Genomic DNA, 23,520 nt, shown 5'->3' with positions numbered 1-23,520 from the left:
GGCCCCCGGCGTGGCGCCGGCAGCGGCCCCGGCCCGGTCCGGTGCGACCCCGCCGCCGCACTACCGACCGGCGCAGGCCTCGGTGAACGCCTTGGCCCGGCGGGTGATCTCCGCCCAGTCGCCGGCCGCCACCGCCTCCGGCGCCACCACCTCCGAGCCGGCGCAGACCGCGAGCGCGCCCTGGGCCAGGAACTCGCCGGCGTTGCCCGCGTTCACGCCGCCGGAGGCGACCAGCGGGACCTCCGGGAAGGGGCCGCGCAGGTCCTTGAAGTAGCCGGGGCCGAACGCCCGGGCCGGGAAGATCTTGACCGCGGCCGCGCCGAGCTCGTGGGCCTGGAGCACCTCGGTCGGCGTCAGCGCGCCGAGCATCACCGGCACCCGCTCGGCGTGCGCGCGCCGCGCCACCTCCGGGCGGAGCCCGGGCGTGACCAGGAACCGGGCACCTGCGCCGATCGCCCGGTCGGCCTGCTCCGCGGTCAGCACGGTGCCGGCCCCGACCCGCCACCCCACCCGGGTGGCGCGCCGCAGATGTGTCGTCACGTCCGGTGTGGTGAAGGTGAATTCGGTCAGGTGGATGCCGCCCTCGGAGAGCGCGGCGCAGAGCGCGGCGGCGTCCGGTATCCGAGGGGCGCGGACCACGGCGATGACGGGGAAGGCGGCCAGCACGGCGCGGGTGCGGGCGAGAACGGCGGGCGTGGGGTTCATGCGGCAAGCGTTCCTCGGTCGGTGCGGCGCAGCGCCCGCCCGGGGCGGGCGCCCGTGGCGCGGCCCTGCCGGACGACGGCGGTGCCGTTGACGTAGACGTGCTCGATACCGGCGGCGGGCCGCCGCGGACGGTCGAAGGTGGCGGTGTCCTGGACTCTTCCGGGGTCGAGGAGCACCAGATCGGCGTGGTGGCCGGGGGCGATCCGCCCGCGGCGGTCGAGCCGGAGCCTGGCGGCGGGGCGTCCGGTCATCCGCGCGATCGCCTCCTCCAGCGTGAGGACGCCCAACTCGCGGCTGTACCGGGCCAGGTAGCGGGGGAAGGTGCCCCAGGCGCGCGGGTGCGGGCGGGCGCCGACCAGCAGGCCGTCGCTGCCGACGGTGTGCGCGCGGTGGCGCATGATCGCCCGGACGTTCTCCTCGTGGCCGACGTGCTGGAGGATGCCGGTGGCCAACTCGTCGCGGCGCAGCAGGTCGAGGAAGACCTCGGTGCCGCTGCGCCCCTCGTCGGCGGCGATGTCGGCGACCGTCCGGCCGACCAGGCCCGCCAGGGCGGGGTTGCGAACGCCGGAGAGCTGGACGGTCGCCCAGTCGGTGACCACGCCGTGGCAGCCGTCGCTCCCCTTCTCCTCCACCTCGTGCCGGATCCGCTCGCACGCGTCCGCCTCGGCGAGCCTGGCCAGGGTGGCCTGCGGGCCGCCCTCGGTGGCCCAACTCGGCAGCAGGGCGGCCAGCGTGGTGGAGCCGGGCAGGTAGGGGTAGCTGTCCAGGGTGAGGTCGACGCCGTCGGCGAGCGCCCGGTCCACCAGGTCGAGCAGTTCGCCGGCCCGGCCCCGGTTGACGCCGAAGTTCATGGTGGCGTGGGTGAGGTGGAGCGGGCAGCCGGACCGGCGGGCGATCTCGACCATCTCGGCGTACCCCTCCAACGCACCCTCCCCGTAGGAGCGTTGGTGCGGTGCGTGGAATCCGCCGTACCGGGCGACCACCCGGCACAGCTCCACCAGTTCGGCGGTGTCGGCGTACATGCCCGGCGGGTAGCTGAGGCCGCTGGAGAGCCCGACCCCGCCCTGCTCCAGCCCCTCGGCCAACAGCGTGCGCATCCGGTCGAGTTCGGCCGGGGTCGGCGGCCGGTTCGCCCAGCCCATGGCGAGCATTCGCAGTGAGCCGTGCGGGACGAGGTAGCAGGCGTTGACCCCGGGGCCCGTCCGGTCGAGGCGGTCCAGGTAGCCGCCGACCGTGCGCCAGTCCCAGTCGAAGCCCTCCGGATCGCCGTTCCAGCCGGCGAGCTGGCGGCGCAGCGCGACGAGCGTGGTGTCGTCCACGGGCGCGTACGCCAGGCCGTCCTGGCCGAGGACTTCGCAGGTGACGCCCTGGGTGACCTTGGCCGGGTGCTCGGGTTCGAGCAGCAGGGCGAGGTCGGAGTGGGCGTGCATGTCGATGAACCCGGGGGCCAGCACCAGTCCGTCGGCGTCCACCTCGGCCGCCGCCCCGAGGCCGCGGCCGATCGCGGTGATCAGCCCGCCCTCGATCCGGACGTCGGCGCGGTACCGGTCGGCGCCGGTGCCGTCGACGACGGTGGCGCCCTTGAAGACCAGCGGGCCGCCGGCCATCAGAAGAAGGTCCTGACCAGCCCGGTAACCTTCGGCTCGGCGGCCGAGGCGTCGTCCAGCACCGGGATCAGCGCCCATTTGTCGAAGGCCGTGCACGGGTGCGAGATGCCCAGCCGCAGCACGGCGCCGACCGGTGCGAGGTCGCCCGCGTCGCGCAGGAAGGCATGCTGGTCGTTGAGCGCGGTGACCCGGGCCGCCGTGCCGGTCAGCGCCGGGCCGCCGCGGACGAGTTGCGGCTCGGGCAGGCCCTCGTCGAAGGGCAGGTCGCGCTTTCCGGCGTCCAGCAGGGCGAGTTGGGGCTCGGGCCGCGAGACCACCCGCGCCCAGCCGTGCAGTGCGCCGCGGAACGGCGCGTCGCCGGCGCCGCGGACGAACGGCGAGATCCCCCGGTAGAAGCCGTCGTCGTGGGCGAGGTAGGCGCCGGAGCGCAGGACCACGGCGGCCTCCGGGAGCGCGGCCAACTCCTCGGCGACCAGGTCGAAGTAGGCGCTGCCGCCGGCCGTGACCACCGGCGGCGCGTCGTCGGCGTACGCGGCGGAGAGCCGGCCGTGCAGGTCCGCGAGGTCCCGCAGGTAGCCGCGGACGGCGGCCAGCCCGTCGTCCGTGGCGTCGTGGGCGAGCGCCCCCTCGTACCCGCCGATGCCGGCCAGCCGCAGGGTGGGCGCGCGCAGCACCGCGGCGGCCACGTCGACGGCGGCGTCGACGCCGCGGACGCCGGTGCGCCCGCCGGGGCCGCCGAGCTCGACCAGCACCTCGACCGGGCACTCGGCGCCGGCCGCCCGCAGCGCCCCGTCCATCTGCCGGACGCTCTCGACCGAGTCGACCCAGGAGGCGAAGGCGAACGCCGGGTCCGCCGCCAGCTCGGCGGCGAGCCAGCCCAGTCCGGCCGGGTCCAGCAGGGTGTTGGCGAGCAGGATCCGCCGGACGCCGAAGGCCCGGGCCACCCGGAGCTGCGGCAGGCTGGCCAGGGTGATGCCGTGGCCGCCGGCGTCCAGCTGGGCCTGCCAGAGCGCGGGCGCCATCGTCGTCTTGCCGTGCGGGGCTAGCGCGACGCCGGCCTTGGCGCACCAGTCGGCCATGGTGCGCACGTTGTGCTCGACGGCGGCACCGTCGAGGGTGAGCAACGGCGTGCCGAACCCGGCGAGGGTGGGCCCGGTGGCGAGGTAGTCGCGAACTCTCACCCCCCGGGCGGCGTCCGGCAGCGCCTTGAACCGCCAGTCGAGCACTTCGTCGGCGAGGGCCGCCACCTTGCCGACGTCGATGCCCGGCCCGGTGCCAGCGCTCGCGAAGGTCTGATCCACGGTCACCCTCCCTCTGCAGGTTGCAACATGTGCAACGCTGGTTGCGCATGTTGACATCACGGTTCTAGCATCGGCGCCGGACGAAGGTCAACGGAACCGAGGACCGGCGGAACCGACGGAATCGAGGACCGACGGAACCGAGACCGGCGGAACCGACGCTCGACGGAACGGCAGCCGCAGACGAGGAGCCCGCAGATGCCCCGACAGGAGTCCACCGGGAGCCCGGGCGCCCCGCCGCCGCCCGACGGCCCGACGGCGGTCTGCGTGGGCGAGTCGATGGCCGTGCTGCTCCCGGACCGGCCGGGCCCGCTGGAGTCGGTGGAGGGCTTCCGCCTCTCCGTCGGCGGCGCCGAGTCCAACGTGGCGGCCGCACTGGCCGCGCTCGGCGTGTCGAGCGCCTGGATCAGCCGGGTGGGTGACGACGGCTTCGGTCGCCGCCTGCTCGCCGAGCTGGCCGCCCGCGGGGTGGACGTCTCGGCCGTCGCCGTGGACCGGCACCGCCCGACCGGCCTCTACCTCAAGGAGGTCGGCGGCTCCACCGGAAGCCGCCACGACCTCGGTCCGGGCCGCAGCCGGCTGCACTACCACCGCCGCGGCTCGGCCGCCTCCGCGCTCTCCCCGGCGCTGCTGGACGACCCGGCGGCCGCCCGCCTGTTGGCCGGCGCCCGGCTGCTGCACCTCTCGGGGATCACGGCCGCCCTCTCCGACGACTGCCTCGCCCTGCTCCGCGCCCTGCTCGCCGACCGCCGGCCGGGCCGCCTCGTCAGCTTCGACCTCAACTGGCGCCCCGCCCTGTGGCGCGAGCGCGACCCGGCCGTGCTGCCGCCGCTGCTGAACGCCTGCGACCTGCTGCTGCTCGGCGCCGACGAGGCCGAGGAGGCGTTCGGCACCGGCGACGCGCAGGCGCTGCGCCGCCGTTTCCCCTCCCCCGCCACCCTCGTGGTCAAGGACGCCGCCCGGACCGTCACCGCCGTGGACCGGGACGGCACGGCCGTCACCGAGCCGGCCCTCGCCGTCGAGGTGGTCGAGGCGACGGGCGCCGGCGACGCCTTCGCGGCCGGCTACCTGGCGGCCACCCTGCGCGGGCTGGACCGGCGCCGCCGGCTGCGGCTCGGCCACCTCAGCGCCGCCTGCGCCCTGACCGCCCACGGCGACCAGGCCGAACTGCCGCCCGGACCGGTGCTGGCCGCCCTGCTCGACGCGTCCACGGACGCGTGGGCGGCCACCACGGTCTCGGCGGACGGGATCACCTCCCCCGCCCTGCCCCCGCCCGGTGACGCGACCGCCGGCCCCCGACCGACCCCTTCCCCGGCCCTGGGAGGCCACCGATGAGTCAGACCGTCACCCGCGCCCTGCGCATCCTGGCCGAGCTCGGCGAGGGCGAGCGCTCACTGGACCAGCTCGCCGAGGTGCTCGGCGTGCACAAGACCACGGTGCTGCGACTGCTCCAGAGTCTCGAAGAGGAACGTTTCGTCTACCGCGACCAGGCGTACCGCTACCACCTCGGCGCCGGCCTGTTCGCCCTCTCCGGCCTCGCCCTGGAAGAGCGCGGAATCCGCCGGATCGCCGCCCCGCACCTGGCCGAACTGAACGCCGCCACCGGCCAGACCGTGCACCTGGCCGCCCACGAGGGCGGCGAGGTGGTCTACATCGACAAGTACGACTCGCGCCACCCGGTGCGGATGTACTCCCGGATCGGGCTGCGCGCCGTCCTGCACAGCGCGGCCGTCGCCAAGGTCCTGCTGGCCGACCTTCCGCTGCCCGAGCGGCGACGGGCGGTGGCCGGCATCGAGTTCACCCCGCACACCCCGCGCACCCTCGCCACCCCCGAGGCGCTGCTGGCCGAGCTGGAGAAGGTCGCCGCCCAGGGCTGGGCGCAGGACCACGCCGAGCACGAGGCCTTCATCAACTGCGTGGCCGCGCCGATCCGGGACGCCGGCGGACGAGCCGTCGCCGCCGTCTCGATCTCCGTCCCGGACGTGGTCCTCCCGTACGAGCAGGTGCTGGAGCTGCTGCCCCAGTTGCTCGCCACCGCCCGCGCGGTCTCCGCCGACTGCGGCCGACCGCATCAGGAGGGCTGACCGGGGCCCGCGCGGTCAGCCCTCCCGGGAATCCCCACCCGCGGGCCCGCCCACCGTCGCGCCGCCCCCGCCATCCGCCCCCTGCCGCAAGCCCGCTGCCATACACCCCCCTGCCACACGCAACCGCCCGTCCGCGACACGAAGGAAGCCATGAGCGGCAACGAGAAGACCGAGATCCGCACCGACGGCGCCCCCGCCCCGGCCTGGACGTTCTCCCAGGGCGTCCGCAAGGGCCCCATCCTGCAGGTCTCCGGCCAGGGGCCGCAGGACCCGGCCACCGGCGAGTACCTCCACCACGGCGACGTGAAGGCGCAGACCCGGCGCACGCTGGAGAACGTCAAGGCGATCGTCGAGGCCGGCGGCGCCACCATCGAGGACGTGGTGATGTTCCGCGTCTACCTGACCAAGCGGGCCGACTTCCCGCTGATGAACGAGGTCTACGCCGAGTTCATCGAGGAGAACGTCAAGCCCGGCGGCGTGAGGCCCTGCCGCACCACGGTCTTCGTCGAACTGCCGCAGGAGCCGATGCTGGTCGAGATCGACGCCCAGGCCGTGATCGGCTGATCCACCGCCGGACAGGCGGGGCCCGGGGACGGTCGCCGAAGCGCGGGGCCCGGGCGGGCGCCGTCCGGGCCCCGGTACCCGACGGGCACCGGGCGGGCGGCCCTTGCCTTCCACGCGACCAAAATGATTAGGTAAGCCTCACCTAACTCGATGGAGGTCGCCATGAGCCCCACGCCCGCCGACGCCGAGGCCCCCGAGCCCACCGCCGCCGAACGGATCTGCAGCCTGCTCAGCGCCACCTCCTCGGTGGTGGTCCGGGCCCGCGGCGAGCACCACGACCTCGACACCCCGGTCTCGGTGCACGGCTCCCGGCTCCGCCTGACCGCCCCGCTCGGCTCCGGGCTCACCCTCGCCGCGACCGGCGAGACCGAGGGCCTGGCCGTCGTCCTGGACGTGACCGACATCGCCCCGGTCGCCGTCCGCGACCGCGTCCGCGGCCGGCTCACCATGGCCGGCCGGCTCCGGCTCGCCCACCTGGCCGACGACGGCCTCAGCGTCCACCTACACCTGGACGTCGCCCACGCCGTCCTCGCCACTCCGTACGGCACCAGCGCGCTCACCGGCGCCGACCTCGCCCTCGCCGGGCCCGACCCGCTCGCCCGCTACGAGGCCGGCCTGCTCACCCACCTCATCGACGACCACCCCGACGCGCTCGCCGCGCTCACCCGACTGCTCGACCCCCAACTCCTCGCCGGGCGGCCGGAGATCCGCCCGCTGGCGCTCGACCGCCACGGCCTGGTGCTGCGCCTGGACCATCCGCACGGTCACCGCGACGTCCGCCTGGTCTTCCCCGAACCGGCCTGCGACACCGAGGAGTTCGGCGAGCAGATGCACCGGCTGCTGACCGCCGCACAGACCGGCCTGCCCGCCCGCCGGTCGTGACCGGACCGGGCCGGACAGGCCTTCCGGAACCGCTTCGCTGCGGAGGCGCCGCGGAAACGGCGCCGAAGCGGACGTGGACGACGAAAGCGGCCGGCCCGGCTCGCGAGGGAGGTCTCGCGAGCCGGGCCGGCCTGGGCGTGTCCCGCGCCCGTATGTCCGCCACTGGTGCGGCGATCACCCGGTCGAGCGGTCACCCGACATGACCATCCCGGGAGTTCGTTCGCCCCGCACCTGGCGGTGGTCTGAACTCGGTTGTGGACCGGGTCAGATGGAGACGCCGTGCGCCCGCAGGTAGGCGATCGGGTCGATGTCCGAGCCGTACTCCGAGCCGGTGCGGATCTCGAAGTGCAGGTGCGGGCCGGTCACGTTGCCGGTCGCACCGGAGAGGCCGATCTGCTGGCCGGCGGTGACGGCCTGACCGACCTTCACGCCGATCGAGGACAGGTGCGCGTACTGGGCGTACTTGCCGTCGGCGAGCTTGATCTCGACCTCGTTGCCGTAGGCGCCGCCGTTGCCGGCCTTGACCACGGTGCCGGCCGCAACGGCGCGCAGCGGGGTGCCGGTGGCCGCGACGAAGTCGGCACCGGTGTGGTGGCCGGAGGCCCACATCGAGCCGGCGACGCCGTAGGCGGTGCCGAGCTTCGGGTTGGCCAGCGGGGCGACGTAACCGGAGGTGGAGGCCACGGCGGCCGGGGCCGGGGTGGTGGCCGGGGCGGCCGGCTTGGCGGCGGGGGCCTGGGCCGGCTTGGCGGCGGGGGCGGCCGGCTTCGCAGCCTGGACCGGCTTCGGCGCCTGCGCCGGGGCGGCCGGCTTCGCGGAGTCGTGCGAGACCTGCGGCTTGGCGGCGGGGGCGGCCGGCTTGGCGGCCTCGGCCGGAGCGGCGGCCTTGGCGCCCAGGGCCAGCTTCTGGCCCGGGAAGATCAGGTTCGGGTTGGAGCCGACGACCGAGCGGTTGTGCTCGTACAGCGCCTTCCAGCCGCCCTGGACGTCCTTGGCGTCGGCGATCTTCGACAGGGTGTCGCCGCTGACGACCTTGTAGCTCTCCTCGACCGGGGCGGCGGCCGGAGCGGCGGCCTCGGCGGCCGGCTGCGCGGCGGCGGCCGGAGCGGCGTCGACGCTGGTGGCGCCGGTCCAGGTGGCGGTCTGCTGCGGCTTCGCGGCCGGGGCGGTGTGGGCCTGGGCGCTGATGGTGGTCACCAGCGGGAGGGCGAACGCGGCGCCGGTGACGGCGGTGGCGATACCGATGCGGGCGGCGCGGGGCAGGGCGATACGACGGGCCTGTGCGGGCATGGGGGAGTTCCTCTCCGACGCCTGCGAGGTGAGCTGTCGGGTTCGGGCTGGAGTTGCCCGGCCGCATAGGCGGCTTCACCCCAAGCCGGACCGCGAATTCCGGTCCGGCGACTTACCTGTGGGTCCCCCGCTCCTGCCGTACAGAGTTCAGTTCGTACCACCGGGCAGCGGCAGGACTAGGCGTTCCACCCGGTGGCCACCCGGGCTGACGCCGGGCGGTCGCTGAACTAAAACCCATCCGTTCGAGCGAAGCAATGTCGATCTCCCGCATCGGTGAATTCCTCCGGCGACAATGTGACGCTCCGGATGATCCGCTGCACAGTACGTGCACAATCGATTCACGGCGCGCCACTGATCCGCGACACTCCGCCGATTTCGCTGGCCGTCCGCACACGATCACTCACGGAAAGCCAACCGCCGACACACCCCCGGTGACCCTTGTCACTCGGGCCCCGCTGGGCGGACCATCGGGCCGTGGCCACTTCCGAGGCCGGCACCCTGCGCCTGAGCACCGCGCAGGGTCGCTGGGTACTTCTGGCGACGGTGCTCGGCTCCAGCATGGCGATGCTCGACGGCACCGTGGTGAACGTCGCCCTGCCCCGGATCGGCGAAGACCTCGGCGCCCCGCTCGCCGCCCTGCAATGGACGCTGAACGCCTATCTGCTCACCCTGGCCGGGCTGATCCTGCTCGGCGGCGCACTCGGCGACCGCTACGGCCGGCGCCGGATCTTCCTGCTCGGCGTGGTCTGGTTCGCCGCCGCCTCGGCGGCCTGCGCCGCCGCACCCACCATCGAGGTGCTGATCGCCGCCCGCGCCGTCCAGGGCATCGGCGGGGCACTGCTCACCCCCGGGTCACTGGCGATGCTCCAGGCCGTCTTCCACCCGGACGACCGCTCGACGGCGGTCGGCCTCTGGTCCGGCCTCGGCGGGGTGTCGGCCGCGGTCGGCCCCTTCGTCGGCGGCTGGCTGGTGGACGGCCCGGGCTGGCGGTGGATCTTCCTGCTGAACGTCCCGCTGGCCGCGCTGGTGGTCGTGGTGGCCTCCCGGCACGTGCCGGAGAGCAGGGACGAGAGCGCGACCGGCCGCTTCGACGCGCTCGGCGCGGTGCTGGCCGCCCTCGCCCTGGGCTCGTTCACCTACGCGCTGACCGCGGCCGGTGACGGGCTCTCCGCCGGCGTCTGGATCACCGGCGTGGCAGGTCTGCTGCTCGGCGCGGCCTTCATCGCGGTCGAGCGCCGCACCCCGGAGCCGATGCTGCCGCTCGGCCTCTTCTCCTCCCGGCTGTTCAGCTCGGTGAACCTCGTCACCCTCTGCGTCTACGCCGCCTTCAGCGGGGTGTTCTTCCTGCTGGTCGTGCAGTTGCAGATCGTCGCCGGCTTCTCGCCGCTGGTCTCCGGGCTGGCGCTGGTCCCGATCACCGTCCTGATGCTCGCGCTCTCCGCCCGGGCGGGCCGGCTCGGCAAGGCGATCGGCCCCCGGCTGCCGCTGACCGTCGGGCCGCTGCTCTGCGCGGCCGGGGTCCTGCTGATGCTGCGGATCGGGCCCGGCGCCTCGTACTGGACGGACGTGCTGCCCGCCGTCACGGTGATGGGCTGCGGCATGGTGCTGCTGGTCGCGCCGCTCACCGCCACGGTGCTGGCGGCGGTGGACGTCCGGCACGCGGGCATCGCCAGCGGGGTCAACAACGCCGCCGCCCGCGCGGCCGGCCTGCTCGCGGTCGCCGCACTGCCCGCACTGTCCGGCCTCAGCGGCGACGCCTACCGGGTGCCCTCCTCGGTGGACGCCGCCTTCCACACCGCGATGCTGATCTGCGCCGGGCTGCTGGTCACGGGCGGGCTGATCGCGTTCACCACCGTCCGGGGCAATGTGCTCGCCCCCGAGGACCACCCGGTGGCCGAACCCGAGTGCCGCTACAACTGCGGCACCAACGCCCCGCCCCTCGACCCGGGCCACCCGGCCGCCGGCACCTCGTAGGGCGCGCCCGGGAGCGGAACGGCGAGCGCCCCGCCACCGGAACGGTGACGGGGCGCTCGTCGACGCAGCAGGGGTGACGGATCGTCAGAGGATGTCGCCCGGGGCGTACTTGGCGGCCTCCGGGTAGGCGGCCGCGACGACCTCGACCCGGCGGACGACCTCGGCGACCTGGGCACCGGCCGCGCCGGTGAAGGCGAGCCGGTCGGCGAGCAGCGCGTCCAGCGCGGTGCGGTCCAGCGGGATCCGCTGGTCGGCGGCCAGCCGGTCCAGCAGCTCGTTCTCCCGCGCGCCGGCCCGCATCGCCAGCGCCGAGGCGACGGCGTGCTCCTTGATGACCTCGTGCCCGGTCTCCCGGCCGACGCCCGCGCGCACCGCGCCCATCAGCACCTTGGTGGTGGCGAGGAACGGCAGGTAGCGGTCCAGCTCGGCCTCGATCACGGCGGGGAAGGCGCCGAACTCGTCGAGGACGGTCAGGAAGGTCTCCAGCAGGCCGTCGAAGGCGAAGAAGGCGTCCGGCAGGGCGACCCGGCGGACCACCGAGCAGGAGACGTCGCCCTCGTTCCACTGGTCGCCACCGAGCTCGGCGGTCATCGAGGCGTAGCCGCGGAGGATGACGGCAAGGCCGTTGACGCGCTCGCAGGAGCGGGTGTTCATCTTGTGCGGCATCGCGGAGGAGCCGACCTGGCCCTCCTTGAAGCCCTCGGTGACCAGCTCGTGGCCGGCCATCAGGCGGATGGTCTTGGCCAGGCTGGACGGCGCGGCGGCCAGCTGGACGAGCGCGGTGAGCACCTCGAAGTCCAGCGAGCGCGGGTAGACCTGGCCGACGCTGGTGAGCACGTTCTCGAAACCGAGGTGGCCGGCGACCCGGCGCTCCAGCTCGGCGAGCTTCTCGGTGTCGCCGCCGAGCAGGTCCAGCATGTCCTGGGCGGTGCCGACCGGGCCCTTGATCCCGCGCAGCGGGTAGCGGGCGATCAGCTCCTCCAGGCGGTTGAAGGCGACCAGCAGCTCGTCGGCGACGGTGGCGAACCGCTTGCCCAGGGTGGTGGCCTGCGCGGCGACGTTGTGCGAGCGGCCGGCCATGACCAGCTCGGAGTGCTGGGCGGCGAGGCGGGCCAGGCGGACCAGCACGGCGACGGTGCGGTCGCGCACGTGCTCCAGCGACTGGCGGATCTGCAGCTGCTCGACGTTCTCGGTGAGGTCCCGGGAGGTCATGCCCTTGTGGATCTGCTCGTGGCCGGCGAGCTCGCTGAACTCCTCGATCCGGGCCTTCACGTCGTGGCGGGTGATCCGCTCACGGGCGGCGATCGAGCCGAGGTCGACCTGGTCGAGCACCCGCTCGTAGTCGGCGACGGCACCCGCGGGCACCTCGACGCCGAGGTCCTGCTGGGCCTTCAGGACGGCGAGCCACAGGTGGCGCTCGAGGACCACCTTGTGCTCGGGGGACCAGAGCTGGGCCAGGGTCGCCGAGGCGTACCGGGAGGCCAGGACATTGGGGATCTGGGGCTTCGCGCTCACGCTTCGCAAGCCTAACAGCCGAGGTCAGCCGGACCGGCGCCGGACCGGCTGCCAACGGCGGTGCCGCCACGGGCGCCACCACGTGCGCAGCACATCGGCGCCCTGCGCGCCGTCACGGAGGCCGCGGACCGCGCCGCCCGGGCCCGTGTCGCTACCGGCGCTACTGCGCCCCGGCCGAGCGGCCGGCGAGCACCGGGAGCACCTGGGCGCAGATGGAGTGCAGCGCCACCCGCTGTTCGTCGCTCATCGCCTCGAAGGCCTGGTGGGTGCGGGCCATCTCGCCGCGGATCAGGTTCAGGATCTCGCGGCCCTGCTCGGTGATCACGACGATCTTCACCCGCCGGTCGCCCGCCGCCGCCTCACGGTTGGCCAGGCCCAGCGACTCCAGCCGGTCGACGATGCCGGTCACGTTCGAGGCGTCGCACCCCAGCCGGCCGGCCAGCGCCCGCATCGGCACCGGCTCACGCACCGCGCCGAGCGCCTTCGCCTGCGAGGAGGAGAGCCCGTGCCGGGCCGCCGCCGCGGCGAAGTCCTGGAAGTAGGCGGCGCCGACGGCGGCCAGCGCCTCCATCAACTCGGCGTTGGTCGGTACGGTCGTCGTCGCTGTCGAACCCATGGGACAAGGGTACGGCGGAGTGCTTCAGCAACTCAAGCTTTGACCACGGCAACGGTCCGCCCGTGGGGAGACCGCCACCTGCCGCCGGCTCAGAGCACCAGCTGGTCGAAGAGCCGGCGCAGCTCCGTCTCCGGGTCGGCGGTCAGCCCGGTGTGAACCGGGCCCGGCTGGACCACGGCGCTGCGCGGCGCCGTCAGCCAGCGGAACCGCTGCCCGGGGCTGTCCCCCGCCGCCGGACCGGCCGCCGCACCACCCGCGCAGACCGCCTCGATCCCCTGCAGGGCCCGCCGCACCCCGGCGACGTCCGCCACCGGGTCCAGCGCCAGCAGCCGCGCCTGGTCGAGGTGGGTGCGCGCGGCCAGGTGACCGTTCTGCCGGCAGTACAGCAGCACGCCGACGTTGACGCACTCGCCGCGCTCGACCCGGGGCACCGCCCGGATCACCGCGTACTCGTAGTCGTGCAGCTCGGCGGCGGCCGCCGGCGCGGGGGTCGTGGGCTCGGTCATGCGGGCACCTCCGGCAGCCAGTCGCGCGGACCGGCCAGCCGCCCGGTCAGCTGGGCGCGGTACGCGGCGCGCACCGCCTCGGGCGAGTCGAAGCCCGGCTCGTCCTCCAGCCAGACGTCCGGGATCTGCGCCACCGCCTCCCCGATCGCCGCCTCGGCGAGCGGGGCCAGCGCCTTGTCCGCGGCCGCCAGGTCCGGCTCGGCGCCCAGCAGCGCGTGGTCGGAGGCGTCGTACGGGCGGCGGATCCAGGCGGCCGCGCCGGCCCAGTGGTGGTGGAAGATCAGGCTGGCGCCGTGGTCGATCAGCCGCAGCCCGCCCGTCGCCACCAGCAGGTTGGGGTTGCGCCAGGAGCGGTCGACGTTGCCGATCAGCGCGTCGAACCAGAGCACCTGGCCGGCCAGGCCCGCGTCCACGTCGAAGCAGAGCGGGTCGAAGTTGAGCGCGCCGCTGACGAAGGCCATGCCGAGGTTGAGGCCGCCGCTGGCCCGCATCTGGTCCTGGATCTGCTGGTCCGGCTCGCTGCGGGCGAGCACCGGGTCCAGGTCGACGGTGACCAGCTCCGGCACCGGCAGGCCGAGCCGGCGGCCGAGCTCGGCGGCCAGCACCTCCGCCACCAGCGCCTTGCGGCCCTGGGCCGCACCGACCCACTTCAGCGCGTACAGCCGCCGGTCGTCGGCCTCGACCAGGCCCGGCATCGAGCCGCCTTCTCGCAGTGGCGTCACGTAGCGGACCGCCGTCACCTCGGGGAGCACGCCGGACAGCCTATCGGGCTGCCGCCCGGGCGGCCCCGCCGACCGCCCGCACCGCCCCTGCCTACCGTCCGTGCCACCGCCCCCGTTCCCGTGGCCGCCCCCGATCCCCGGGCGCCCCGACCGGGCGCTGCGCCGCCCCGCACCTCGCCGTCGACGGCCGACCCTCCGGCGCCCCGCCGGTCCCACCGGCCCCGCCCTCCGCCCGTCCGCACCGCCCCGGTGGCAGCCCGCGCTGCTCCGTGCGAGTGTGGCGGGCAGAAACGGCCTCGGACCCTGCACGGTACGACCTGCACCTAAGGGATGAGCGATGGAACGACCTCGGATCCTGATCGTCGGCGGTGGCTTCGCCGGACTGGAGTGCGCCCGCCGGCTGGAGCGCAAGCTCGCGCCCTCGGAGGCGGAGATCTCGCTGGTCACGCCGTTCAGCTATCAGCTCTACCTGCCGCTGCTGCCGCACGTCGCGGCCGGTGTGCTGACCCCGCAGTCGGTCGCGGTGTCGCTGCGCCGCTCCCTGCGCCGCGTGCACATCGTCCCCGGCGGCGCGATCGGCGTCGACCCGCGCTCCAAGGTCTGCGTGGTCCGCAAGATCACCGACGAGGTGGTCGCGCAGCGGTACGACTACCTGGTGCTGGCCCCCGGCAGCGTCACCCGCACCTTCGACATCCCGGGCCTGACGGACTACGCGCGCGGCATGAAGACGCTGGCCGAGGCGACCTACGTCCGCGACCACGTGATCTCCCAACTCGACCTCGCCTCGGCCACGTTGGACCAGCGGGAGCGGGAGTCCCGGCTGCAGTTCGTGGTGGTCGGCGGCGGCTACGCGGGCACCGAGACGGCGGCCTGCCTGCAGCGGCTGACCACGGCGGCCGCCCTGCGCTACCCGCGCCTGGACGCCCGGCAGATCAAGTGGCACCTGATCGACATCGCCCCCAAACTCATGCCCGAGCTGGGCGAGGCGCTCGGCACCGCCGCACTGGAGGTGCTGCGCGGGCGCGGCATCGACGTCTCGCTCGGCGTCTCGGTGGCCGAAGTCGGCGCGGAGTCGGTCAAGTTCACCGATGGCCGGGTGCTCCCCTGCCGCACCCTGATCTGGACCGCCGGCGTCGCGGCCAGCCCGCTGATCGCCACCCTGGACGCCGAGACGGTGCGCGGCCGGATCGCGGTGACCGCCGAGATGCGGGTGCCCCAGTTCGAGGGCGTCTTCGCGCTCGGCGACGCGGCCGCGGTGCCGGACCTCGCCAAGGGCGACGGCGCGGTCTGCCCGCCGACCGCGCAGCACTCCGCCCGCCAGGGCAAGGTGGTGGCGAACAACGTGATCGCCGCCCTGCGCGGCCAGCCCCTGGAGCCGTACTACCACAAGGACCTGGGCCTGGTGGTGGACCTCGGCGGCAAGGACGCGGTGTCCAAGCCGGTCGGCATCGAGCTGCGCGGCGTCCCGGCGCAGGTGGTGGCACGCGGCTACCACCTGATGGCGATGCGCACCAACGTCGCCAAGTTCCGGGTCGGCGCCAACTGGCTGCTGAACGCCGCCGCCGGCGACGACTTCGTCCGCACCGGCTTCCTGGCCCGCCAGCCCGCCCGGCTGCGCGACTTCGAGTACACGGACGCCTATCTGACCAGGGATCAGGTCAGGGCGCACGCCCAGGCGTTGCTCGCCAAGGGCTGACCGCCGACGGCCGGTGCCCCGCCCCGCGACGGTCCGCGGGGCAGGGCGCCGGCCGTTGGCCCGGAGACCCACAGGCCCACAGGCCCCGCAGGCCCACAGGCCCGAAGGCCCGTCCGGCGAAGCTACTCGGCGACCAGGTACATCCCGCTCGCGTCCCGCCCGGCGGTGTTGCGGCACGCGTAGTCACCGCTCGGCCGCGCGTACATCAGGGTCAGGCACTGGCCGAGCGCCTGCTGCCCGTAGTAGTTGGGATGCATCGACTCCTGGACGGTGCCCTGCGAGCTGTTGAGGCCGCCGTCGACGAACCGGGCCCACTCGCTGGTGGTCGCGGAGGGCGCGGAGGTCGAGGTGGGCTGGCGGGTCGCCGTGGAGCAGACCTCGCGACCCTGCAGCATGTCGGCGAGGTCCATGAACTGCACGCCCTTGGCGGCGGCCACCTTGCCCAGTTCGCCGGAGATCTGCGGCACCAGCGAGTCCCGGGCCCAGTCGGCGTCGCCGTCCCAGAACGGGCAGCCGCCGGTGTTGGAGCGGGTCCAGCCGCTCTCCGAGTAGCGCATCTCCGCGCTGCGCGGGATCGGCGAGGGGTAGGACTGCAGCACGATCCGGTAGTCGCCGGCCCGGTAGCCGGCGTTGGTCATCACCGCCCGGATCTCGTCAAGCGCCTTGCCGACGCCGGCCATCGCCCCCGGCATCCGGGAGTCGATCTCCCCCTGCTGGTCGTCGTGGCAGTAGGAGTACCAGACCAGGTAGTCCTTCACGCAGGTCTCGATGACGTCGGAGAAGCCGAGGTCGTTGCCGCCGATCGAGAGCGTGATCAGCTTGACGTTGTACTGGGCCGCCACGGCGGCGAGTTGGTCGGCCTGCGGGGCCTCGCCCTTGAACGACTGGCCGCCGTTGGCGGCACGGTAGACGTTGGCGGCGACGGCGCCGGAGCAGGCCAGGTTGATCTGGGTCTGCGCGACGGTCGGGGCGCTGCGCACCTCGGCGACGTCCGAGCGGTCGCACCCGCTCGCGTACGTGCTGCCGTAGATCCGCGACGGGTCGTAGCCGCTGCCCGTCCAGGACCGGTCGGTACCGGCCCGGTTTCCGCCGGTGGCAACGGAGTTGCCCTTCCAGCGGCCGGCCTCGCCGGAGATGTAGCTGTCGCCCAGGGTGACGCTGGCGGTGGTTCCCGTCCCGGCGGCGGCGCGGGCCGGGGCGGCGGCGCCGACCACCAGGCCGACGGCGCTCAGCGGGAGGGCGAGGACGGCGGCGAGCAGTCGCCGGGTGAAGCGGGTGGTTCTGCGGGTGATGCTCGAACTGCTTTCGGGCACGGCGGAACTCCTGCTGTCGGTCCCACCCGTGTGTGGGGACGGGTGGGACGCGTAGGTGAGGGTGGGCCGCCGGCCGGTGGCGCGATGAAGATGACATGCCCGCGGTTGTTACCGCTAGGTATCTGCAGCAGGTTTCTCGTTGTGTTACCGGGCGGTTCAGATCAGTCGCGGGACGGCACCGCCCGTTCCCAGGACGGCCGCCAGATCGTCGGCCAGCCGCCGCGCGTCCGCGGGGTCGAGCTCGGAGACGGTGATCCGCATCCCGGGCGGCGACTGCAGCCGGTAGCGCGCCCCCGGCGCCGCCACCCAGCCGCGCTGCACCAGCGCGGAGAGCACCGTGGTCTCGTCCGGCACCGGCACCCAGACGTTCAGCCCGCTCGCGCCGTGCGCCTCGATCCCGCGCGCGGCCAGCTCGCCCAGCAGGGCGTCCCGCCGCTCCCGGTAGGCCGCCGCCACCCGCGCGGCCGGCGCCGCGTCGCTGCGCCACAGCTCCGCGACGGTGTGCTGCAGCAGGTGGCTGACCCAGCCCGCACCGAGCCGCTGCCGCCCGAGCACCCGGCCCACCGTCTCCGGGTCGCCGACCGCGACCGAAAGCCGCAGGTCCGGCCCGTACGCCTTCGCCGCCGAGCGCACCACCGCCCAGCGCACCGACCCGGCACCGACCAGCGGGTGGTAGGGCTGGTCGACGATGCCGTGGCCGTGGTCGTCCTCGATCAGCAGCGCGTCGGGGTGGCCGGCCAGGACGGCGCGCAGCGCCTGCGCGCGCTCGGCGGTGAGGGCGGCACCGGTCGGGTTCTGCGCCCGGCTGGTGACCACGACCGCGCGGGCGCCGCGGGCCAGCGCCTCGTCGAGCGACTCGGGCAGCGGCCCCGCGTCATCCAGGCGCACCGGTGCGGCGCGCAGGCCGAGGGCCGGCAGCAGGTCGAGCAGGCTCCCCCAGCCCGGGTCCTCCACCGCGACGGCGTCGCCGGGGCGCAGCCAGGCGAGCATGATCCGCTCGACGGTGTCGAGCGAGCCGGAGGCGACGGCGATCGGGGCGTCCGGCAGGCCGTCGGACCGGAAGCCCTCCGCGGCCAGGGCGAGCAGCCCGGGGTCGGCGGACGGGTGCCCGTAGCGCACCGGGTCGCGGCGGGCGGCCTCGGCGGCGACCGCGAGGGCCGGGGCGAGGTCGGGCAGCTGGCCCAGGTCGGGGTTGCCGTGGGAGAGGTCGCGGGCGTGCGGCGGGACGGGCAGCCGGATCTGGTCGCGCGGGGTGTGGGCGGGCCGGGAGCGGATCCGGCTGCCCCTGCGGCCGGCGGTCTCGATCACGCCCCGGTCGCGGAGCAGCCGGTAGGCGGCGGCCACGGTGTTGGGGTTGACCCCGAGTTCGGCGGCGAGGTCGCGCAGCGGGGGCAGGGCGGTGCCCGGCGCGAGCCGTCCGCTGCTGACGCCCTGCTCGACGTCGGCCGCGATATCGCTGGCGCGCCGCCCCTTGATCGGATAGTCTCCTAGCACAAAAGAGATTATGCACTAGTACATAGAGGTTGTCATGTCAGACGGCGCCGCGTCCTACGCCCGCACCCCGCGGACCACCCCCACCCGGTACAAGGAGCGTGCGACCTGGGAACAGGACGCCATCCACGCCGTCCTGGACAGCACCTGGCTCTGCCACCTGGGTTTCGTGGCCGACGGCGCCCCCGTCGTGCTGCCGACCATCTACGCGCGGGTCGGCGACCGCCTCTACATCCACGGCTCCACCGGCAGTCGGCCGATGCGCGGCGCCAAGGGCGGGCAGGGACTTCCGGTCTGCGTCACCGTCACGCTCGTGGACGGGCTGGTGCTGACCAAGTCCGCGTTCAACCACTCCGTCAACTTCCGCTCGGTGGTCGCCCACGGCACGGCCCACCAGGTCACCGACCCCGAGGAGCTCTCGGTCGCGCTGGACGCGCTGGTGGACCAGGCCGTCCCCGGCCGCTCCGCCGAGGTCCGTCCGGCCAACGCCAAGGAGCTCGCCGCCACCGCCGTCATCCGCCTGGTCCTCGACGAGGTGTCCGCCAAGACCCGCGACGACGGCGCCGACGACGACGAGGCGGACCTCGACCTCCCGTACTGGGCCGGCGTGGTACCGGTGTCCACGGTGCTGGGCACGCCCGCACCGCACGCCTCGACCACCGTCCCGCTCCCCGCGCACCTGCGCGACCTCGTCGGCTGACCGGCGCCCGCCATGCTGATCCGCTCCTGGGACCGCGGCGACGAGGCCGAGTGGCGGGCGTGGCTCGCCGAGGGCCGCGACTTCGGCCTGCTCGCCGCCAACGGCCCGCCCGGCGAGGGCCCGGTGCTGGTCCCGACGCACTTCCTGCTGGACGCCGGGCGCGGCGAGATCCTGCTCCACCTCGCCGCGCCCAACCCGCTGCTCGCCGCGGTCCGCGCCGATCCGGCGGTCACCCTGGCGGTCACCGACGACTACGCGTTCGCCCCCGGGCACTGGCGCGGCGAACCCGGCACCCCGACCAGCTTCTACGCCTCGGTGCACTTCCACTGCACCGCCGAGCCGGTCGAGGACGCGGCCGGCAAGGCGGAGATCCTCAACCGCCAGCTGGCGCACTTCCAGCCGGAGACCCCGGACGTCCGCGTCGTCCCGGGCGAGGGCCCGCTCGGCCGGCAGCTGCCGGGTCTGTGCGGACTGCGGCTGACGGTCCGCGAGGTGCGCGCCAAGTTCAAGTACGACGACAAGAAGCCCGCCGGCGAGCAGTACGCCCTCGCCCAGCGCCTGGCCGAACGCGGGCAGGGCCTGGACGCCGCCGTCCGCGGCCAGGTGCTCCGCCGCAACGCCCGGCGCGCAGGGCGCACGTCCGGGCGCGCGGCCGACCCGCGCCCCTGACACGCACTCACCCGAACGGCCGGAAATCGGGCGAATCCGGCCGGACGCTGATCGAATGTGAGACGAATCCTGCCCACTCGGCCGCGCCGACGGGCCCGTCCACTCGGGGAGCGTCCGTGTCGACAACCCGCAGTCATCCGGTCTCCGGCGAAGCACACCTCGGGCACGTCGTGTTCATCTCCGCCGCCGCCGCGATGGGCGGTTTCCTGTTCGGCTACGACAGCGCGGTGATCAACGGTGCGGTGACGGGCATCCAGAAGCACTTCGGCGTCGGCAACGGCGAGACCGCGTTCGTGGTGGCGATCGCGCTGCTCGGCTCGGCGGCCGGCGCGGTGGCCGCCGGCCGGCTCGCCGACCACCTCGGCCGGGTCCGGACGATGCTGCTGGCCGCCACGCTCTTCGCGATCAGCGGCATCGGCTCGATGTTCCCGCCTACCGTCCAAGTGCTGGCGCTGTGGCGGGTGGTGGGCGGTGTCGCGATCGGCATCGCCTCCGTCATCGCCCCGACCTACATCGCCGAGGTCGCGCCCACCGCCTACCGGGGGCGGCTCGCCTCGTTCCAGCAGATGGCGATCGTGCTCGGCATCACCGTCTCCCAGCTCGCCAACTGGGCGCTCAACCAGGCCGCCGGCGGCGAGTCCACCGGCCACCTCGGCGGCATCCAGGCCTGGCAGTGGATGCTCGGCGTCGAGACCGTGCCCGCCGTGGTCTACGGCCTGATGGCACTGGCCATCCCGGAGTCCCCGCGCTACCTGATCGCCGACCACCGCGAGGCCCAGGCCCGCAAGGTGCTGCTGGAGGTGGAGGGCGAGGGGGTCGACCTCGACGCCCGGGTGGCCGAGATCCGCGCGGTGCTGGAGTCCGCCCACAAGCCCCGCGCCCGCGACCTCCTCGGCGGGCGCTTCGGCCTGCTGCCGATCGTCTGGGTCGGCATCGGCGCCTCGGTGTTCCAGCAGTTCGTCGGCATCAACGTGATCTTCTACTACTCGTCGTTCCTCTGGCAGTCCGTCGGCATCAACGAGTCCAACTCGCTGCTGATCAGCCTCTCCACCTCGATCGTCAACGTGATCGGCACGGTGGTCGCGATGGTGCTGGTCGACCGGATCGGCCGCAAGCCGCTGGCGCTGGCCGGCTCGGCCGGCATGGCGGCGGCCCTCGCCACGGCGGCCTGGGCCTTCTCGTTCCGGGTGGGCACCGGCGACACCGCCACCCTGGACGACACGTACGCCACCGTCGCACTGGTCGCGGCGCACGTCTTCGTGTTCTGCTTCGCGTTCTCCTGGGGCGTGGTGGTCTGGGTGCTGCTCGGCGAGATGTTCCCCAACCGGATCCGGGCGCTCGCCCTGTCCGTCGCCGCCTCGGCCCAGTGGATCGCCAACTGGGCGATCACCGTCAGCTTCCCCGACCTCGCCGACTGGAACCTGTCGGCGACGTACGTCATCTACACGGTCTTCGCCCTGCTCTCCATCCCCTTCGTGGCCTTCTGCATCAAGGAGACCAAGGGCCGGCCCCTGGAGGAGATGGGCTGATCCACCCACCGGCCGACGGCCCTCCGACCGGTCCGGCCCCGGCTCCCCGGCCGGACCACCGGTCCGCCGACCGGCCCACCTGCTGCGCCACCGCCGACCACGCCGCCGCGCGCGGCCCGTCCCACCGAGAGGAAGCCATGCCTGACCAGGGCGGCTCCCGGCAGAACGTCACCTTCCCGAGCAACGGCCGCGAGGCCCACGGCTACCTGGCCCGCCCTTCCCAAGGCGTCGGCCCCGGCCTGGTGGTCGTGCAGGAGTGGTGGGGGCTCACCTCACACGTCGCCGCGATGGCCGACCGCTTCGCCGCCGAGGGCTTCACCGTCCTCGCACCCGACCTCTTCGGCGGTGCCACCACCCACGACAGCGCCGAGGCCGCCCGGCTCAAGCGCGAGCTGCCGGTCGAGCGGGCCGTCAGGGACCTGCGCGGCGCGGTGGACTTCCTGCTCGGGCTGGACGGCGTGGTGGGCGACGCGGTCGGCGTCGTCGGCTTCTGCATGGGCGGCGGCTTCGCCCTGCTGCTGGCCGCCGCCGAGGGCGACCGGGTGGCCGCGGTGGTCCCGTTCTACGGGCTGCCGCCCGACCCGGACTTCGACTACCGGGGCCTCACCGCCCACGTCCTCGCCCACTTCGGCGAGCACGACCGGTCGATCCGGATGGCCGCCGTCGACGAGGCCGCGATCCGGATCGGCGAGGCCACCGACGTCCGGCCGGAGGTCCACTTCTACCCGGCCGGGCACGCCTTCATGAACGACGAGAACCTGCTCGGCACCTACGACGCACTGCAGGCCGGCATCGCCTGGCAGCGCACCCTCAGCTTCCTCTGGGGCCACCTCGGCTGACCCCGCCGAACCGGCCCGGCCGGCCTCCCCGCCGCACGCCGCGCCGGGGCCCACCAGCCCACCAGCCCACCAGCGGATCGTCCGGTAATCGGATGGACGCGGAGCATCCGCCCCGGCATAGTCACGGGGTGCAGAGCCCACCCCCACCCCCACCCCCGCACGCCCCCCGGTTCGCCTGGGCCGGCCGCAACTTCCGCATCCAGACCGCCGCCACCGTGATCAGCGGACTCGGCAACGCGGGCGCCCCCATCGCCACCGCGTTCGCGATCCTGGAGGGCGGCGGTTCCACCGCCGACGTCGGCTACGTCACGGCCGCCCGGCTGCTGCCCACCGTGCTGCTGCTGGTGCTCGGCGGCGCCCTCGCGGACCGGCTGCCGCGCCACCACATCATGGTCGCCGCCAACCTGTTCAGCGCCCTCGCCCAGGCCGCCCTCGCCGTCCTCGTCCTCACCGGTGAGGCCGAGCTCTGGCAACTGCTGCTGCTCTCCGCCGGCGGCGGCGCCGGCTACGCCTTCTACTCCCCCGCCGCCGGCGGCATGATCCTGGAGAGCGTCGCCCCCGAACACGCCGCACGCGCCTTCTCGGTGTTCCGGATGGGCCTCAACGGCGCCCAGATCGGCGGCGCCGCGCTCGGCGGCGCACTGACCGCCGCGATCGGCCCCGGCTGGGTGCTGGCCGTGGACGCCGGCTGCTTCCTGGTCGCCGCCGCCCTGCGCTTCTTCCTGGAGACCCAGCCGCTCACCACCGCGCGGGGCGGCGGCATGCTGCGCGACCTGCGCGAGGGCTGGCAGGAGTTCGCCTCCCGCCGCTGGCTCTGGGTGATCGTGCTCCAGTTCTCCGTGCTGGTGGCCTGCGTCAGCGCCGTCGAGGCGGTCTACGGGCCGATCGTCGCCAAGCAGCACCTCGGCGGGGCGCGGGCCTGGGGGCTGGCGATGGCCGCCTACGGGATCGGCCTGGTCTCCACCGGCCTGCTGATGGTCCGCTGGCACCCGCGCCGGATCCTGCTGGTCGGCAACTGGGGCGTCTTCCTGTTCGGCGTGCCCGCGCTCGCCCTGGCGGTGGCCGCCCCGCTGCCGGTCCTGGCGGTGGCGATGTTCCTGTCCGGCGCCGGGGTCACCGTCTTCGGCGTCAACTGGATGATCGCGCTCCAGCAGGAGATCCCGGCCGAGGCGTTCTCCCGGGTCGCCGCCTACGACGAGCTCGGCTCGCTCTCACTGGCCCCGCTCGGCACGGCGCTGGCCGGACCGGCCGCCGACGCCCTCGGCCTCTCCGGCGCGCTCTGGGCGTGTGCGGCGATCTCCCTGGTGCTCAGCGCCGCCGTGCTGCTGGAGCCGCAGGTCCGCCGGCTCTCCCGGCGCACCCCCGCCGCCCCGGCCGCGCAGTCCGGCGGGGCGGCCGAACCGGTCGCGCCGGCCGACGCCCACCGCTGACACCCCCGGCGTGACCGGCGTGACCGGCGTGACCGGCGTCGACGCGCCCCGTGCTCCCCCGCCTGCGCCCTCCGGTGGGCAACCACCGGC

General features: G+C 74.6%; 21 protein-coding genes and 1 riboswitch. Of the genes, 11 read left to right on the top strand and 10 right to left on the bottom strand.

Annotation, left to right across the window (positions count from 1 at the left end; translation table 11 throughout):
• Positions 1-60: 60 nt before the first annotated feature.
• Genes RMN57_RS31695 through RMN57_RS31685 form a run of 3 tightly spaced genes read right to left on the bottom strand, consistent with a single transcriptional unit; the run spans position 61 to position 3,613 of the window.
• Positions 61-705 carry a bifunctional 4-hydroxy-2-oxoglutarate aldolase/2-dehydro-3-deoxy-phosphogluconate aldolase gene (locus tag RMN57_RS31695; protein WP_313766721.1) on the bottom strand — a complete coding sequence of 215 codons (645 nt, stop codon included), beginning with the start codon at positions 703-705 and terminating at the stop codon, positions 61-63.
• Positions 702-2,312, bottom strand: coding sequence for a D-aminoacylase (locus RMN57_RS31690; protein WP_313766720.1), 1,611 nt, complete (start codon positions 2,310-2,312; stop codon positions 702-704). Before RMN57_RS31690 ends, RMN57_RS31695 begins: the two co-directional genes overlap by 4 nt.
• The gene (locus tag RMN57_RS31685; RefSeq protein ID WP_313766719.1) at positions 2,312-3,613 is read right to left on the bottom strand and encodes an alanine racemase; all 1,302 of its coding nucleotides are present in this window, start codon (positions 3,611-3,613) and stop codon (positions 2,312-2,314) included. Before RMN57_RS31685 ends, RMN57_RS31690 begins: the two co-directional genes overlap by 1 nt.
• A gap of 195 nt (positions 3,614-3,808) precedes the next feature.
• Here RMN57_RS31685 and RMN57_RS31680 point away from each other — a divergent pair, with 195 nt between their 5' ends.
• The 4 genes from RMN57_RS31680 (at position 3,809) to RMN57_RS31665 (ending at position 7,140) form a co-directional block, all read left to right on the top strand.
• The gene (locus RMN57_RS31680; RefSeq protein WP_313766718.1) at positions 3,809-4,945 is read left to right on the top strand and encodes a sugar kinase; all 1,137 of its coding nucleotides are present in this window, start codon (positions 3,809-3,811) and stop codon (positions 4,943-4,945) included.
• Positions 4,942-5,694 (top strand): IclR family transcriptional regulator, encoded by a 753-nt coding sequence (locus tag RMN57_RS31675; protein ID WP_313766717.1) that lies wholly within the window; start codon positions 4,942-4,944, stop codon positions 5,692-5,694. The genes RMN57_RS31680 and RMN57_RS31675 overlap by 4 nt, the downstream gene beginning before the upstream one ends.
• Before the next feature lie 150 nt (positions 5,695-5,844).
• Positions 5,845-6,258 (top strand): RidA family protein, encoded by a 414-nt coding sequence (locus RMN57_RS31670; protein ID WP_313766716.1) that lies wholly within the window; start codon positions 5,845-5,847, stop codon positions 6,256-6,258.
• A gap of 162 nt (positions 6,259-6,420) precedes the next feature.
• Positions 6,421-7,140, top strand: coding sequence for a DUF2470 domain-containing protein (locus tag RMN57_RS31665; protein WP_313766715.1), 720 nt, complete (start codon positions 6,421-6,423; stop codon positions 7,138-7,140).
• Between the two features lie 264 nt (positions 7,141-7,404).
• Here RMN57_RS31665 and RMN57_RS31660 read toward each other — a convergent pair whose 3' ends face one another.
• Complete coding sequence (locus RMN57_RS31660; protein WP_313766714.1) at positions 7,405-8,430, bottom strand: LysM peptidoglycan-binding domain-containing M23 family metallopeptidase; 1,026 nt, start codon at positions 8,428-8,430, stop codon at positions 7,405-7,407.
• Positions 8,431-8,435: 5 nt separating this feature from the next.
• A riboswitch (cyclic di-AMP (ydaO/yuaA leader) is annotated at positions 8,436-8,593 on the bottom strand.
• Between the two features lie 311 nt (positions 8,594-8,904).
• Between RMN57_RS31660 and RMN57_RS31655 the strand changes: the two genes are divergently transcribed.
• Positions 8,905-10,404, top strand: coding sequence for an MFS transporter (locus tag RMN57_RS31655; RefSeq protein ID WP_313766713.1), 1,500 nt, complete (start codon positions 8,905-8,907; stop codon positions 10,402-10,404).
• An 84-nt stretch (positions 10,405-10,488) separates the two neighbouring features.
• On the opposite strand, the gene purB is transcribed toward RMN57_RS31655, so the two are convergent.
• From purB to RMN57_RS31635, 4 genes are all read right to left on the bottom strand, one after another.
• Positions 10,489-11,919 (bottom strand): adenylosuccinate lyase, encoded by a 1,431-nt coding sequence (gene purB / locus RMN57_RS31650; RefSeq protein ID WP_313766712.1) that lies wholly within the window; start codon positions 11,917-11,919, stop codon positions 10,489-10,491.
• A gap of 160 nt (positions 11,920-12,079) precedes the next feature.
• Positions 12,080-12,535, bottom strand: a complete 456-nt coding sequence (locus RMN57_RS31645) for a MarR family transcriptional regulator (RefSeq protein ID WP_313766711.1) — start codon at positions 12,533-12,535, stop codon at positions 12,080-12,082.
• An 89-nt stretch (positions 12,536-12,624) separates the two neighbouring features.
• Positions 12,625-13,041, bottom strand: a complete 417-nt coding sequence (locus RMN57_RS31640; RefSeq protein WP_313766710.1) for a DUF3037 domain-containing protein — start codon at positions 13,039-13,041, stop codon at positions 12,625-12,627.
• Positions 13,038-13,793 carry a HipA family kinase gene (locus RMN57_RS31635; RefSeq protein ID WP_313766709.1) on the bottom strand — a complete coding sequence of 252 codons (756 nt, stop codon included), beginning with the start codon at positions 13,791-13,793 and terminating at the stop codon, positions 13,038-13,040. The genes RMN57_RS31640 and RMN57_RS31635 overlap by 4 nt, the downstream gene beginning before the upstream one ends.
• A gap of 307 nt (positions 13,794-14,100) precedes the next feature.
• Here RMN57_RS31635 and RMN57_RS31630 point away from each other — a divergent pair, with 307 nt between their 5' ends.
• Positions 14,101-15,459, top strand: coding sequence for an NAD(P)/FAD-dependent oxidoreductase (locus tag RMN57_RS31630; RefSeq protein WP_313766708.1), 1,359 nt, complete (start codon positions 14,101-14,103; stop codon positions 15,457-15,459).
• A 122-nt stretch (positions 15,460-15,581) separates the two neighbouring features.
• Here RMN57_RS31630 and RMN57_RS31625 read toward each other — a convergent pair whose 3' ends face one another.
• Positions 15,582-16,772, bottom strand: coding sequence for a GDSL-type esterase/lipase family protein (locus RMN57_RS31625; RefSeq protein WP_313766707.1), 1,191 nt, complete (start codon positions 16,770-16,772; stop codon positions 15,582-15,584).
• Between the two features lie 156 nt (positions 16,773-16,928).
• A complete protein-coding gene (locus tag RMN57_RS31620) occupies positions 16,929-18,266 on the bottom strand; it encodes an aminotransferase class I/II-fold pyridoxal phosphate-dependent enzyme (protein WP_313766706.1) in 1,338 nt (445 codons plus the stop codon).
• 34 nt (positions 18,267-18,300) lie between these two features.
• Between RMN57_RS31620 and RMN57_RS31615 the strand changes: the two genes are divergently transcribed.
• The 5 genes from RMN57_RS31615 (at position 18,301) to RMN57_RS31595 (ending at position 23,430) form a co-directional block, all read left to right on the top strand.
• Positions 18,301-18,963, top strand: coding sequence for a pyridoxamine 5'-phosphate oxidase family protein (locus RMN57_RS31615; RefSeq protein ID WP_313766705.1), 663 nt, complete (start codon positions 18,301-18,303; stop codon positions 18,961-18,963).
• A 12-nt stretch (positions 18,964-18,975) separates the two neighbouring features.
• Complete coding sequence (locus RMN57_RS31610; RefSeq protein ID WP_313766704.1) at positions 18,976-19,632, top strand: FMN-binding negative transcriptional regulator; 657 nt, start codon at positions 18,976-18,978, stop codon at positions 19,630-19,632.
• Between the two features lie 116 nt (positions 19,633-19,748).
• Entirely contained in the window at positions 19,749-21,161 is a 1,413-nt protein-coding gene (locus RMN57_RS31605; RefSeq protein ID WP_313766703.1) for a sugar porter family MFS transporter, read from the top strand.
• A 137-nt stretch (positions 21,162-21,298) separates the two neighbouring features.
• Positions 21,299-22,000, top strand: a complete 702-nt coding sequence (locus RMN57_RS31600; protein WP_313766702.1) for an alpha/beta fold hydrolase — start codon at positions 21,299-21,301, stop codon at positions 21,998-22,000.
• 128 nt (positions 22,001-22,128) lie between these two features.
• Positions 22,129-23,430 (top strand): MFS transporter, encoded by a 1,302-nt coding sequence (locus RMN57_RS31595; protein WP_313766701.1) that lies wholly within the window; start codon positions 22,129-22,131, stop codon positions 23,428-23,430.
• The last annotated feature ends 90 nt before the right edge of the window (positions 23,431-23,520 follow it).

This window comes from Kitasatospora sp. CM 4170, from assembly GCF_032110285.1.
GTDB lineage: Bacteria > Actinomycetota > Actinomycetes > Streptomycetales > Streptomycetaceae > Kitasatospora > Kitasatospora aburaviensis.
Note: the sequence above shows the minus strand (reverse complement) of the source record. Positions and strands in the feature narration are given on the sequence as shown.

Excerpts from the sequence above, each read along its gene's own strand:
- RMN57_RS31695 (WP_313766721.1), bottom strand. The coding sequence starts at position 705 with ATGAACCCCACGCCCGCCGTTCTCGCCCGCACCCGCGCCGTGCTGGCC.
- RMN57_RS31690 (WP_313766720.1), bottom strand. The coding sequence starts at position 2,312 with ATGGCCGGCGGCCCGCTGGTCTTCAAGGGCGCCACCGTCGTCGACGGC.
- RMN57_RS31680 (WP_313766718.1), top strand. The coding sequence starts at position 3,809 with ATGCCCCGACAGGAGTCCACCGGGAGCCCGGGCGCCCCGCCGCCGCCC.
- RMN57_RS31675 (WP_313766717.1), top strand. The coding sequence starts at position 4,942 with ATGAGTCAGACCGTCACCCGCGCCCTGCGCATCCTGGCCGAGCTCGGC.
- RMN57_RS31670 (WP_313766716.1), top strand. The coding sequence starts at position 5,845 with ATGAGCGGCAACGAGAAGACCGAGATCCGCACCGACGGCGCCCCCGCC.
- RMN57_RS31665 (WP_313766715.1), top strand. The coding sequence starts at position 6,421 with ATGAGCCCCACGCCCGCCGACGCCGAGGCCCCCGAGCCCACCGCCGCC.
- RMN57_RS31660 (WP_313766714.1), bottom strand. The coding sequence starts at position 8,430 with ATGCCCGCACAGGCCCGTCGTATCGCCCTGCCCCGCGCCGCCCGCATC.
- RMN57_RS31645 (WP_313766711.1), bottom strand. The coding sequence starts at position 12,535 with ATGGGTTCGACAGCGACGACGACCGTACCGACCAACGCCGAGTTGATG.
- RMN57_RS31640 (WP_313766710.1), bottom strand. The coding sequence starts at position 13,041 with ATGACCGAGCCCACGACCCCCGCGCCGGCGGCCGCCGCCGAGCTGCAC.
- RMN57_RS31630 (WP_313766708.1), top strand. The coding sequence starts at position 14,101 with ATGGAACGACCTCGGATCCTGATCGTCGGCGGTGGCTTCGCCGGACTG.
- RMN57_RS31615 (WP_313766705.1), top strand. The coding sequence starts at position 18,301 with ATGTCAGACGGCGCCGCGTCCTACGCCCGCACCCCGCGGACCACCCCC.
- RMN57_RS31610 (WP_313766704.1), top strand. The coding sequence starts at position 18,976 with ATGCTGATCCGCTCCTGGGACCGCGGCGACGAGGCCGAGTGGCGGGCG.
- RMN57_RS31600 (WP_313766702.1), top strand. The coding sequence starts at position 21,299 with ATGCCTGACCAGGGCGGCTCCCGGCAGAACGTCACCTTCCCGAGCAAC.